This is a genomic window from Moorena bouillonii PNG (genome assembly GCF_001942495.1).
Taxonomy (GTDB): Bacteria; Cyanobacteriota; Cyanobacteriia; order Cyanobacteriales; family Coleofasciculaceae; genus Moorena; species Moorena bouillonii.
Genome location: NZ_MKZS01000001.1, coordinates 107,262 through 118,612 on the forward strand (window position 1 = coordinate 107,262; position 11,351 = coordinate 118,612).

An 11,351-nucleotide genomic window follows, 5' to 3' on the forward strand; every position below is an offset into this window, starting at 1 on the left:
GGTCGGGGGTTGGGGGTGGGGCAGGACCCAAATGTAAAAAACCTACCCTTGTGAGGAGAAGTAAGGGGAGCAAAGAACGAAGTAAGGGGAGCAAAGAACGCAGATATTGTTAATTATCGCTCATCCTCCAGACTTGCGATAAGTTAATTAACAGTTAACTTACCTATTTTTATTGATCGTTATTTTTATTTGAAAAAAAAATAATCCCTAGGTTTACATTTACTTCATCAACCCTATAGTTACCTATTAATAAACGTGAATTTTACAAAAACCAATAATAAAAAATGACAAATTGGCATATCTAGTATTTTTATTTTTTTTATGGTTTTACTATCAATAAATTGCTGAAGTGAGCCGTTGGTTAATATAGCTTTTTTTGTCTAAAATGTCAACCTATAAGTTTTTTTTATTGAACAATAAAACTCCGGATCTCTTTACCCTCTTGCCTTACTTACCCTCCTGGTAGGGGTTAGAGGTGGGTTCCTCTTGTATGCAAACCAATTCCTGCAAGAAGTGTGTTGACAACCCAGATACAAACGCTATATTGCCCATTATCCCTTCCCACTATTGATAATTAAGTTAATTAAGTGAACAGAAAAACCTAGACGTTTATGACATCAGATACTCTCTTCTTACCCCTGAAATCTCAAACCTATAATGCTAAACCTAACTTTGCTAATGCGACCGGAGGCGCTCAGTTTACAGGATACAGTCACAGTGCTTCAGGGACTTTGACTGATGCCCAAGCACAAACTTTTGTCAACGATGGTTTAAGTCAGGCCATTGCTAATGCTGACGCCACCTTTATCAATGACCCAACTTTTTCTGAACTCTTCACTGAAAGTGCTGGAGTTGGTACTGAGGGCGCTTATGAAGTATTTGCTCACAGTAAGGCTAAGGTAGTTGGTAATTTTTCCGTTGGTGCTTATGAGAAGTTCTCGTTTGATTTCTCAACCGCTGTACAACTTGACTCAAAAGAAATTGAAAATTCCAATACTGAATATGCTTCCGCAAAGTCAGGCAGTTACTTTTTTGTATTAGACACAACCAATGGTTATACCAGACTGTTAGATTATTTTGGCTTCAAGGGTAATTTAATTTCTTCTAGTCAAGTTGGCAAATTGAACGTTGGAGCAAGTTATAATGTTACCGTTGATTATCCTTATAAAACTACAGATATTAATGGTAACAATGGCATAGACTACCTCAACGGCTCAACGACAGGAGAATATGAGCGTTGGTTTAACCGTGATACCAATTTAACTGTAGTAGAAGTCAATACCAGTACAATTCAGTTGTTGGGAGATAGCTTAATCTATAACCTGGGCAATGATGTCCACTATGGAAGTATTTGGAATGATAAACTTCATGGAACTGATTATGGGGACAAAATCTATAGCAGCCTAGGGGATGATATTGTCTATGGCTATGGTGGTAATGATATCCTCGAAGGCGGTAAAGGCGACGATAAACTCTATGGGGATAATGGTTATGATAAACTCCATGGCAGTTTTGGCGAGGATACCTTAGTCGGTGGTTACCACAATGATACGTTATTCGGTGGTCATGATGATGATATCCTGATTGGTGGTCCTGGTAGCGATGTGATGACTGGTGGTAGTGGCGCTGACCAATTCGTTTTTGAGCTAAATCAGAGTTTGTTATCCGGTGAATATGATGTCATCAAAGACTTTGAGGTTGGTGTCGATCACATTGAATTCTCAGGCTGGGGTTATATTGATTCTTCCTATTGGTTCAGTGGAGTAATTGCTGAAGGTCGGCTCACCGATACCCATGATGGTGCGCTATTCCATTCAAATTATGGTGGAAAAGTCCTGTTTGAAGGGATTAATGCACACGAGCTTAGTCACTCTGACTTCGTCTTCGATGCTTAAAACTTAATTCCAGATGGCGAATACTCTACAGGACTAACGCCGTAAATTTATAGCAATTCTTAAGGCTGATAGGGCTAGAGATAAATTTTATCTCCCCATCTCCCTATCTACCTATCTTCCCATCTAAATCTTTAATCTTACTTTTAAAAATTGGGATTACTTGTAAAGTGTGTTAATAAGGCACCCTACTAGTACTTATAAGGTTTAGTTCCCAGTTTTTCCTAAGTTTTGCTCTAATTCATTGAAGCCAAACCCAAAGAGGCGATCAAGCGATTGCGCTACGCGCACGCTTGATCGCTTATTTTATCATGAGATGATTACTGATAGCTAAATGTTTACTATAAAATTTCTAAATGAGATATAAACCTAGAAGGTCTTTTTTTATTATCCAATAAAACTTCGGATCCCTTTTGCCTCTTGGGTTTTGCCTCTTGGGTTTTGCCTCTTGGCGCAAGAGGTATGTTCACAACTCAAATAAAAACGCTATATTATCACTACCAGAGCATTAGCTGACTGCTGATAAATAGCTTAATGCTTAACATTTTGGCGGCTTATTGTCATCAAAATCAGCCGCCAAAATAGCGCTCATCATTGATTAATGCTATTTATAATGATTCCCGGAATAAGCCAATATAAAAATGGGGATTTTCATGGGATCAAATACTTTATTTTTGCCAATTGTTAAAACTCCTAACTCCAAACCGAACTTTGCTGACGCTACAGGAAGCGCCAAGTTCACCAACTATAGTCAAGCAGCGTCGGGGTTTTTGACTCAAATTCAGGCGCAGACTTTAGTCAAGAATGGTGTGGGTTTTGCTCTTGCTAATGCTGACGCCACTTTTGTCAATAACCCAACCTTCTCTACACTATTTAGTCAAGCTACTGCGGCTGGTTTTGATGGTGCTTTTGAGAGTAGTTCCCAGAGTAACACTAAAGTAGTTGCTAGTTTTTCTGTTGGAGCTCATCAACAATTCTCTTTCAATTTCTCAGCAGATTTACGACTAACAGCTAAAGAAATTGACAATCCTAATCAGGAATATTCTCAGGCCAACTCAAACATAGGTTTTCTGGTGTTAGAGACTGAGAATCCCAATCAAGCTAAGGTTAAAGGTTTTTTTGGCATTGCTGGTGATTTAATCTCTTCCCGTAAAATCGGCGACTTGGATTTTGGTTCTAGCAGCAACGTCAACCTTAACTTTCCTTTTAAAACTACTGATATTGATGGCAACAACGGCGTAGACTTCGTCAAGGGTTCAGCCCAAGGGACTTATCAGCAAACTTTTGACCGTGATACCAATATCACGATCGTAGAAGTTAATAACAATGCTGTTAACTTATTAGGGGATACCTTAATCAACAGCCTGGGTAAGGATGTGCGCTATGGAAGTATTTGGGATGATAAGCTTCGTGGCACTTTCGGTAATGACAAAATTTATGCTAGCTTAGGCGATGATTCGATTCAAGGACTTACTGGCGATGACATTCTAGAAGGGGGTAAAGGCAACGATAACCTGAATGGAGGGTTTGGTGATGATAAACTTCATGGCAGTTTTGGTGACGACACTTTGGTAGGTGGCGGTGGCAGTGACACCATGGTTGGTGGTAATGGCGCTGACACATTTGTGTTCAATCGGAGCGATAGCTTGCTTGGAGATGACTTCGATATCATCAAAGACTTCCAAGTTGGTTTAGATAAGGTGAAATTTCAAGGTTTTGGTCAAATTGACTCCAAAACTTGGTACAACAATGGGATAAATCAGGGTTACCTTACTAATACTAGTAATGGCGCTCTCTTATCTTACGCAAAAGGTGGAGAAGTTTTGTTTGAAAATGTGAATCTAAACCAGCTTAAGCATTCTGACTTCCACTTCGCCTAAAATCGAGTCCTAGGGGCGAAGCATTTGGGAAGAGACTTATTATAAAAACGACGATATTTAGCTCCAAATGCTTCCTCTGATCCCTATTTTTGCAAGAGGTCTAAAGAAAAGAGGCGTTCGCGTAGCGTGCGCCTCTTTTTTAATATCAATATTTTTACTACCAGGTGATGGGGTCTCCGTAATCGGTAATTGGTAATCGGTAGTCAAACCACCATTACCAAGTACCAATTAAGTAAATCCCCAGAAATTATGATTAGCTAAATGGACAGGATCTTATAGAATATTTATAAAATAAATACTGTAAAATTCATAGCCAAAATGGCGTTTTAAATATATTTATTATCTTTATAATTTTAATCTCATATAGTTGTCCAAAAAAAAAGTAAATTAATGACCTCAGACACTCTATTTTTAACCCCTAGAACCTCTAACTCCAAACCGAACTTTGCTAACGCTACAGGAAACGCTCAGTTTACCAAATATAGTCAAGCTCCTGCTGGTACCTTGACTAATGCCCAGGTGGAGACCTTGGTCAAGGGTGGTATAGCTACTGCTATTGCTGATGCTAAAAGTACCTTTATCAATGACCCAGCTTTCTCTCAACTTTTCAGTCAAAGTACTGTAGTTGGTACAGAGGGAGCTTTTCAGGGCAGTGCTAATAGCAGCACTGAAGTAGTTGGTAATTTTTCAGTACGAGCTAATCAAAAATTCTCTTTCGATTTTTCAGCAGCTTTAGAACTGAACGCTAAAGAAATTGAAAATTCCAATCGGGAATATTCTGAGGCTAACTCGGGGACATTTTTTTTCCTGTTGAATACTGATCAGATGAATCAGCCCAAGATTATCGATTCCTTTGCCATCTCTGGTGATTTAAATTCTTCCGATAAAATTGGAAATATATATTTTTAATCTATATCTTTTGACTCTAGTTATAACGTCAAAGTGAACTCTCCCAAAGAACGTTTTGATATTGATGGCAACAATGGTATAGATTTCGTCAAGGCTTCACTTACAGGCACTTATGAGCGCACCTTTAGTCGCAATACTAATCTGACGTTAGTGGAAATTAATCAAAGTGCTGTTAAATTATTAGGAGATACTTTAATTGACAACTTAGGTAATGATGTTCGCTACGGCACGATCTGGAATGATGAACTCCGTGGCACTAACAGCAATGACAAAATTTATGGCAGCCTAGGTAATGATTCCCTCTATGGATTTGATGGGAATGACATTTTAGAAGCTGGTCAAGGTGATGATAAGCTATATGGGAACTCTGGTAGCGACAAACTCCATGGCAGCTTTGGTAATGACACTCTTAAGGGTGGCTCGGGCAAGGACATGATGTATGGTGGCTCTGGTCAAGACATGATGTATGGGGGCACTGGTAATGACACAATGTATGGAGGCATTGATGATGATACCATCCAGGGTGGCTCGGGTAACGATTTCATAGCTGGGGATGCTGATCACCAAAACAACAATGTTAGTGTTTACCGTGGGCATCAATATCTCCTAACTTCTGTTGCTGGCACCTGGGACGAAGCTCAAGCTGAGGCAAAGCGTTTAGGTGGTAACCTGGTAACGATTAATGATGCTGCTGAGCAAACATGGCTGTTTAACAAATTTGGTTCTAAGGAACTGTTTTGGATTGGCTTAACTGACAGCTCAAGAGAAGGTAATTGGAAGTGGGTCAGTGGTGAGTCAGCAACTTATCGCAATTGGTCTCCAGGAGAACCCAACAACTCCACAATCTATGGAAGTCAACCAGAAGGTGAAGACTATGCCGTCATGGGTTGGGGCGATCGCGCCTGGAATGATTTAAGCGATCGCGATCCTTGGCATAATAATCTGCGAGGCGTGATTGAGATCAATCAGCCCAGTACTAAAGATACCATAATTGGTGGAGATGACATTATTACTGGTGGTCGCGGTAGTGATACCTTAGTAGGTGGCAGTGGCGCAGATAAATTTGTGTTCAAACGGAATGAGAGTTTGTTAACCGGTGAGTTTGATGTCATCAAAGACTTTGAAGTGGGTGTCGATAAATTTGAATTCCAAGGCTGGGGTAATATTAATGCCTCCAGGTGGTTCAATAATGAAATATCCCAACGTGGGATTATTGATACTCAAGATGGTGCTCTTTTCCGTTCTGATTATGGTGGAACTGTTCTGTTTAAAGATGTGAGTGTAGTAGATCTCAGCTACTCTGACTTTAGATTTAGCTAACCCCCAATTCTAGAAGAAGCTGAGTGCTCAGTACTCAGTACTCAGTACTCAGTGCTGAGCGTACGTCATTGCTGATAAATAAATGAAAAGAAGTGATTGCCTGTTTTCTCGTCCAAAAACAATCAGCCAAAATGGCGATACTTTTGGAAGATAGTTATTTATGATAGTGGTGGGCTTTATGCTTTCCATCAAAAGCTCAGATCTGGCTTTGGGTAAAGAGGGTGGTAGCCCAATCCATGGTCGGTTAAGCAAGGGTCAACTGTCAACAGCAAAGTAGGTCAACTACCTACTATTTCAACTACCTACTAGAAGAAGCATGGCAAGAGGATGAACTTCTGCTAGAAATTCTGCCACTAGAGTCTCTTTTGACAGTAACCTCTTGAATAATGGTTACTTTATCCCCAGAGGCACTTGCTGTACTTTCGGCTTGGACTACAACCGTACCATCTGGTGAAACTATCCATTTTCTGATTGCCTGGGAACGTCTCATGGTTACATCACTCTAGTTAGTTATTTTAGTTAGTTATTTTAGTTAGTAATTTTAGTGATGAGGTAAATTGAATTTACTTACCCCTGCTCCCTGAGCCGTTCGCGTCTGGCTCTGCCAGTAAGCGTGGCCCACGGCCTCAGTCCCTAAAACCAATAATAGCATTGGGATTATTCCCCAGTATTGATGGTACTAATTTCACTATGGATCATATAGTTAACTTCACTATTGAGCCACTCTTGAAACATACCCTGTAAAATTTCTTTAGACTTTTCTTCGGTTAATTCAGCTGGAATAAATTCTTCAACTAAGAAAAGATGGTATCCTTGTTCGGTGTGCAGAGGATGAGTCACTTCTCCTGGCTGAACACTAAAGATAACGGCAGCTATCTCAGGCTTAAAACTCCAGCGAGGCAACTTTCCTTCATAGCCACACCGTCGCTGCCTTTCTGGGTCTATATCATAGAAATGAGCAGCTTCATAAAAACTGATTTCTCCTTCCTCAATCTGATAGAAAAGCTCCTGAGCAATTTCCTCAGAATCCACCAGAATTTGATAAACCAAAACTTGCTCAAAGTCCAGTCGATTTTGAGCAAAGCTTTTTTCGACATGCTTAGAAAATAAGGACTCAGCAAGCTTTTGGGCAAGCAAGCGATCGCTAATTCCCGCTTCCCAATCCTCTGCTGTCACCATCTGATCTGCCAGCCAGGCCAATGTTTCTGCTGCTTTTTCCAAACGATTGGCATAACGGATCTCATCCGCCTGAGCTTGCACGTCTTCTGGTGTTACTGTTATCCCTCTTTCTTCAGCCGCTTTACTGATAACTCGTTGATACAAAACTTTTTGACAGATGCCCTTGAGATGCATCTCCTTTTTCAAGGAGTACATAATTTCCTCTGGAGTCACCGATGCTTTGGAAAGATCAACCATTACACCCGATTATTAACTATAACTGGAACTACTTACAGTCTTAGTCAGATTTAGCTGAGTCAACCGTCTGACTATTATCATCATACAAAAAGCAATTGCTAAGCTCTGCCAAGTTGCCGAATTGAGGGAGGAGTATTTGCCAGTAAAACCGAGAGTTAAAACTTATCCCTGAATCCAAATACCTCACCCCTCAATCCTACTTGTGAGCCAGCACACAGAAACTAGATTAAATTTTATGAAGCTTATAGCTTTATAAGTATGTAGAAACGCTCATACTAAAAAAAGTTTCCTTAATCTCAGGTACTGAGAAATCATCAGTACCAGCGCTAGCTCCAACAATACCCATAGTGTTTGCGGGCTTAATAACAGATGCTTCCACTGTACTCGTACTGATTTGGGAATCAGGATCGATGCTGATGGCATTACTAATAGTACTTGAGCCCTCAGAATTTACTTCCGATACAGATTGAATTCCAGAAACACTAGACTTCATCGTTTTATATGAGCCAGGTAAAGTCCATAACTGAAAACTATGAAACATAATCGTATTTTTTTTTGCTACTAATGGAACAAGTAAAAAACATTTTGGTTTAGAAAAAAAATTCCTAAACTTATTGAATTTTTCGAGATAAAATAACCTTAAACTCAGGGAACAATAATCTAGAACAACAGTATCATAAAAGGGATGCACAACTTAAAGCCCTTGTTACTATTGCTAGTTTGCCTATTGCCTTTTCCATTAAAAGAATAAGCAATATTGATTATGAGCTGGAAAGCGGCTATATATTTGTTAATTTACCCAATGAAACCATAAATGGCAAAGGCGTCGCTTCTAGAATTACCCGAGAAAAAAGGATCCCTAGATGTAGCATGAGCTCTTACATTACCTTGAGAAAAGAACGGGTCTACATCGGTAAAGCCTGTTACTGAAGTATTGGTATGCTGACCAAACGCATGGGCATCACCATTAATGGTAGCGAAGCCAGGACCAGCGAAGGCTTCAGCAGAAGTAAAAGCAAAACCACCTAAAATAGGGTGGTCTGTTGCCTCCAGCTCGAAATATTCTAATTCAGAAATGTTCATGAATGATTCTCCTGCTTAAATCAGATAATCGTTAGTTTTCCCCGGGAGCATTTAATTGTAATTGATAACACATAAAAGCGACTAAAATATAGATTGCAAGCATTATTTTAAGTGAGTATGGCTTAAAATAATTCCGCTACCAATCAACAACAATTTAATGCTACCATTGTGATTAATGCTACGGAGAGATGTTACTAATTTTTGCATCTTTCCGTAGCATTTAATAATCAAAAATTACTACTCTAGGCTATTTCAGCCATCACTCTTTTTAGTGGAAAAAGAAGAAGGGTGAAGAAGTAGCAGATACTGCATGTAGGGTAGATTGAGAAGCACCAGGAGCAGTTCTGGTAGCGCCCTGGACGTTGGTGAAGGTACCTGGACCAAAGGCTTCTGCAAGACCATCAACTCTTGCTGTGTTACCGAAAACGTTGGCACCTACGTTAACGAAGCCATTAACTCCAAAAAATTTGGAACCGGAGGCACCTACAACGTTGGGTTGTTCAGCAGCATTCTCTAGATGATTTAGATCAGAAATAATCATTGGTTAATTTTCTCCTTTGTAGTTTACTGTGTTAGACCTATTGGTCATTTTGTACTCCAATTAAACTGGCATAGTTCAAATAACTTTATCGCCGATTTTTAAATATATCTAGTTATTTATGGTTTTAGATAACTAGATAGCGATTGACTATTTGTTAGCCAGTAAAATGAAGTGATTCGATTCAAGGTAAACCTGAGTGTAATCGTCCTGATAGATAATTAAATTTAATTAATGTAGTCTATTGGGATATGAATACACCCTGATTTATCAATCACTTAATCAGGAACTTTTCGTGACTAAGTACTAACGGCTTATTGTGGAGAAGCCAATATTTAAAGACTTGAGCATTGATAGCTTTAAGTTTCAACTACTACTCTAAGCAGTTTTCTTAATAATGCTTATCAGAAGAACTAATGAGAAGAAGTAGCAGACGTTGCATTGAGACTAGAGTGGGAACCATTATCATTAGCTCTCGTATAGGCATTGATGTTGCTAAAAGTCTTGTACCCATACGCCTCTGCGTTGACGTTAACCGTAGCTACCTTTCCTATAATGTTGGTATAGACGTTAATAGATCCGCTATATCCAAAATCGTTGTAGTAAGGTGGGGAGTAGTGAGAGCCACCCACAACCTTGGGGTCTTCAGCAATAGTTTCTAAATGATTTAGATCAGAAATAATCATTATTTAATTTTAGAATTTATTTTGTGTTAATAAATCTGTTTAGGTTACACTCCAATTAAACTAGCAATTTTCAAAATGTTTGTCTCGCCAATTTGGCAATTAACCTCTTGAGTCCTTGTTTGAGATGACTATTGGCTATTGACTATCCTGAAGCAATCACACTGAAGCAATCAAACCTAAACCTGAGTGTAATCATGTTCATATAGAACTGAAGGTACTGCATTCTATTAGGATATGAAGACACCCAGGTTTAAAAGTTAATGAATCAGGAAAATATCCTGACTAATTACTACTGGATAGCAGAGAATCCAATACCTTGAGACTTAGTAGCAGTTACGCCACCTTGCTCAAGAGTCAAGAAGAAGCTTTCTTGCTTACTAGCAACATTCTTACCTGTATCGCTTTGAGCTTCAGAAGCAGTATTACCGGAAGCAGTAGCAGTATTACCGATATCTACTTTAACGTTAACTGTAGTATTGAAAAGTTCATTTTCTTCGATGCTGCTGGTAGTGCTGAAAATGCTGGTGAAGTTGTTGCTTAAAGAAAGTCCACCTTGAACTTTGCTAGCTTCAACGGACTCTAGATGATTTAGGTCAGAAATAAGCATTAATTTTCTCCTTCTTGGTTGTTAATTTTATTGGTAACGCCGAGGATTGACTATCCTGAAGCAATCACACTGAAGCAATCAAACCTAAACCTGAGTGTAATCATGTTCATATAGAACTGAAGGTACTGCATTCTATTAGGATATGAAGACACCCAGGTTTAAAAGTTAATGAATCAGGAAAATATCCTGACTAATTACTACTGGATAGCAGAGAATCCAATACCTTGAGACTTAGTAGCAGTTACGCCACCTTGCTCAAGAGTCAAGAAGAAGCTTTCTTGCTTACTAGCAACATTATTACCTGCATCGCTTTGAGCTTCAGAAGCAGTATTACCGGAAGCAGTAGCAGTATTACCGATATCTACTTTAACATTAACTGTAGTATTGAAAAGTTCGTTTTCTACGATGCTGCTGTTAGTGCTGAAAATGCTGGTGAAGTTGTTGGTTAAGGAAAGTCCACCTTGAACTTTGCTAGCTTCAACGGACTCTAGATGATTTAGGTCAGAAATAAGCATTGATTTTCTCCTTCTTGGTTGTTAATTTTATTGGTAACGCCGAGGATTGACTATCCTGAAGCAATCACACTGAAGCAATCAAACCTAAACCTGAGTGTAATCATGTTCATATAGAACTGAAGGTACTGCATTCTATTAGGATATGAAGACACCCAGGTTTAAAAGTTAATGAATCAGGAAAATATCCTGACTAATTACTACTGGATAGCAGAGAATCCAATACCTTGAGACTTAGTAGCAGTTACGCCACCTTGCTCAAGAGTCAAGAAGAAGCTTTCTTGCTTACTAGCAACATTATTACCTGCATCGCTTTGAGCTTCAGAAGCAGTATTACCGGAAGCAGTAGCAGTATTACCGATATCTACTTTAACGTTAACTGTAGTATTGAAAAGTTCGTTTTCTACGATGCTGCTTTTAGTTTTGAAAACGCTTTGGAAATTGTTGCTTAATGAAAGTCCACCTTGAACTTTGCTAGCTTCAACGGACTCTAGATGATTTAGGTCAG

Annotated in this window: 13 protein-coding genes; 4 read left to right on the plus strand and 9 right to left on the minus strand. The window is 39.2% G+C overall.

Annotated features, from left to right (window positions below; all coding sequences use genetic code 11):
- The first annotated feature begins 611 nt into the window (after positions 1-611).
- The 4 genes from BJP37_RS00425 (at position 612) to BJP37_RS00440 (ending at position 6,001) form a co-directional block, all read left to right on the plus strand.
- Positions 612-1,895 (plus strand): calcium-binding protein, encoded by a 1,284-nt coding sequence (locus tag BJP37_RS00425; protein ID WP_075895623.1) that lies wholly within the window; start codon positions 612-614, stop codon positions 1,893-1,895.
- Positions 1,896-2,533: 638 nt separating this feature from the next.
- The gene (locus BJP37_RS00430; protein WP_075895625.1) at positions 2,534-3,772 is read left to right on the plus strand and encodes a calcium-binding protein; all 1,239 of its coding nucleotides are present in this window, start codon (positions 2,534-2,536) and stop codon (positions 3,770-3,772) included.
- Positions 3,773-4,162: 390 nt separating this feature from the next.
- A complete protein-coding gene (locus tag BJP37_RS00435; RefSeq protein ID WP_075895627.1) occupies positions 4,163-4,681 on the plus strand; it encodes a hypothetical protein in 519 nt (172 codons plus the stop codon).
- A 33-nt stretch (positions 4,682-4,714) separates the two neighbouring features.
- Positions 4,715-6,001, plus strand: a complete 1,287-nt coding sequence (locus BJP37_RS00440) for a lectin-like protein (RefSeq protein ID WP_075895629.1) — start codon at positions 4,715-4,717, stop codon at positions 5,999-6,001.
- 298 nt (positions 6,002-6,299) lie between these two features.
- On the opposite strand, the gene BJP37_RS35240 is transcribed toward BJP37_RS00440, so the two are convergent.
- The 9 genes from BJP37_RS35240 to BJP37_RS00485 all read right to left on the minus strand — a co-directional run.
- Entirely contained in the window at positions 6,300-6,491 is a 192-nt protein-coding gene (locus BJP37_RS35240; RefSeq protein ID WP_075895631.1) for a hypothetical protein, read from the minus strand.
- A 167-nt stretch (positions 6,492-6,658) separates the two neighbouring features.
- On the minus strand, positions 6,659-7,417 hold the full coding sequence (locus tag BJP37_RS00450; protein ID WP_075895633.1) for a foldase protein PrsA: 759 nt from the start codon (positions 7,415-7,417) through the stop codon (positions 6,659-6,661).
- A 250-nt stretch (positions 7,418-7,667) separates the two neighbouring features.
- Positions 7,668-7,910 carry a hypothetical protein gene (locus tag BJP37_RS35245; RefSeq protein ID WP_143727404.1) on the minus strand — a complete coding sequence of 81 codons (243 nt, stop codon included), beginning with the start codon at positions 7,908-7,910 and terminating at the stop codon, positions 7,668-7,670.
- A 302-nt stretch (positions 7,911-8,212) separates the two neighbouring features.
- Positions 8,213-8,500, minus strand: a complete 288-nt coding sequence (locus BJP37_RS00460; RefSeq protein WP_075895637.1) for a hypothetical protein — start codon at positions 8,498-8,500, stop codon at positions 8,213-8,215.
- Between the two features lie 268 nt (positions 8,501-8,768).
- Positions 8,769-9,041, minus strand: a complete 273-nt coding sequence (locus BJP37_RS00465; RefSeq protein ID WP_075895639.1) for a hypothetical protein — start codon at positions 9,039-9,041, stop codon at positions 8,769-8,771.
- Positions 9,042-9,451: 410 nt separating this feature from the next.
- Positions 9,452-9,724 (minus strand): hypothetical protein, encoded by a 273-nt coding sequence (locus BJP37_RS00470; protein WP_075895641.1) that lies wholly within the window; start codon positions 9,722-9,724, stop codon positions 9,452-9,454.
- 289 nt (positions 9,725-10,013) lie between these two features.
- Positions 10,014-10,331: a hypothetical protein gene (locus BJP37_RS00475; protein ID WP_075895643.1), complete on the minus strand. Its 318-nt coding sequence runs from the start codon at positions 10,329-10,331 to the stop codon at positions 10,014-10,016.
- Between the two features lie 197 nt (positions 10,332-10,528).
- The gene (locus BJP37_RS00480; protein ID WP_075895645.1) at positions 10,529-10,846 is read right to left on the minus strand and encodes a hypothetical protein; all 318 of its coding nucleotides are present in this window, start codon (positions 10,844-10,846) and stop codon (positions 10,529-10,531) included.
- A gap of 197 nt (positions 10,847-11,043) precedes the next feature.
- Positions 11,044-11,351: hypothetical protein (locus BJP37_RS00485; RefSeq protein ID WP_075895647.1), on the minus strand; the 308-nt coding region annotated here is incomplete at its 5' end.

What these genes read in the sequence shown, in the direction of transcription:
- BJP37_RS00425 (WP_075895623.1), top strand. Translation starts at nt 612, where the DNA reads ATGACATCAGATACTCTCTTCTTACCCCTGAAATCTCAAACCTATAAT.
- BJP37_RS00430 (WP_075895625.1), top strand. Translation starts at nt 2,534, where the DNA reads ATGGGGATTTTCATGGGATCAAATACTTTATTTTTGCCAATTGTTAAA.
- BJP37_RS00435 (WP_075895627.1), top strand. Translation starts at nt 4,163, where the DNA reads ATGACCTCAGACACTCTATTTTTAACCCCTAGAACCTCTAACTCCAAA.
- BJP37_RS35240 (WP_075895631.1), bottom strand. Translation starts at nt 6,491, where the DNA reads ATGAGACGTTCCCAGGCAATCAGAAAATGGATAGTTTCACCAGATGGT.
- BJP37_RS00450 (WP_075895633.1), bottom strand. Translation starts at nt 7,417, where the DNA reads ATGGTTGATCTTTCCAAAGCATCGGTGACTCCAGAGGAAATTATGTAC.
- BJP37_RS35245 (WP_143727404.1), bottom strand. Translation starts at nt 7,910, where the DNA reads ATGAAGTCTAGTGTTTCTGGAATTCAATCTGTATCGGAAGTAAATTCT.
- BJP37_RS00460 (WP_075895637.1), bottom strand. Translation starts at nt 8,500, where the DNA reads ATGAACATTTCTGAATTAGAATATTTCGAGCTGGAGGCAACAGACCAC.
- BJP37_RS00465 (WP_075895639.1), bottom strand. Translation starts at nt 9,041, where the DNA reads ATGATTATTTCTGATCTAAATCATCTAGAGAATGCTGCTGAACAACCC.
- BJP37_RS00470 (WP_075895641.1), bottom strand. Translation starts at nt 9,724, where the DNA reads ATGATTATTTCTGATCTAAATCATTTAGAAACTATTGCTGAAGACCCC.
- BJP37_RS00475 (WP_075895643.1), bottom strand. Translation starts at nt 10,331, where the DNA reads ATGCTTATTTCTGACCTAAATCATCTAGAGTCCGTTGAAGCTAGCAAA.
- BJP37_RS00480 (WP_075895645.1), bottom strand. Translation starts at nt 10,846, where the DNA reads ATGCTTATTTCTGACCTAAATCATCTAGAGTCCGTTGAAGCTAGCAAA.